The sequence below is a fragment of the Mesorhizobium sp. M2C.T.Ca.TU.002.02.1.1 genome (assembly GCF_003997225.1).
The window spans coordinates 1-401 of record NZ_RZTO01001575.1 but is presented as its reverse complement, the minus strand read 5'-3'; the positions used below and the strand labels follow the sequence as shown (position 1 = coordinate 401).

Annotated in this window: 1 protein-coding gene; it reads right to left on the bottom strand. The window is 71.1% G+C overall.

Features of this window, described 5'->3' with window-relative positions; all coding sequences use genetic code 11:
* Positions 1 to 123: 123 nt before the first annotated feature.
* Positions 124 to 401, bottom strand: a 278-nt coding sequence (locus tag EOD07_RS37370; protein ID WP_245470656.1) for a DHHA1 domain-containing protein, incomplete at its 5' end; no start/stop codon positions are given.

Here is a 401-nt window from a genome sequence, read left to right as displayed (position 1 = left end):
AAAGCCTGACGCCTTTCCTCTTCCCCGTGGATCGGGGGAGAGGTGGCTCGGCGAAGCCGGGACGGAGTGGGGGTCGACCAGCGCTACATTGGACAATGCATGCGCCAAGCTTTAGCCCGCGACCTACGCTGCCTCCAGCGCCGCCCGTACCGCCGCGATCGCATCGTTGGCCTTGGAGGCGTCGGGGCCGCCGGCCTGCGCCATGTCGGGCCGGCCGCCGCCGCCCTGCCCGCCAAGCGCGGCGGACGCGACGCGGACGAGATCGACGGCGCTGAAGCGGCCGGTCAGATCGTCGGTGACGCCGACGACCACGCTTGCCTTGTTGTCCTCGCCGGCGCCGACAAAGACGACCACCCCGGAGCCGAGCGTCTTCTTGCCGGCGTCCGCCAGCGGCTTCAGGT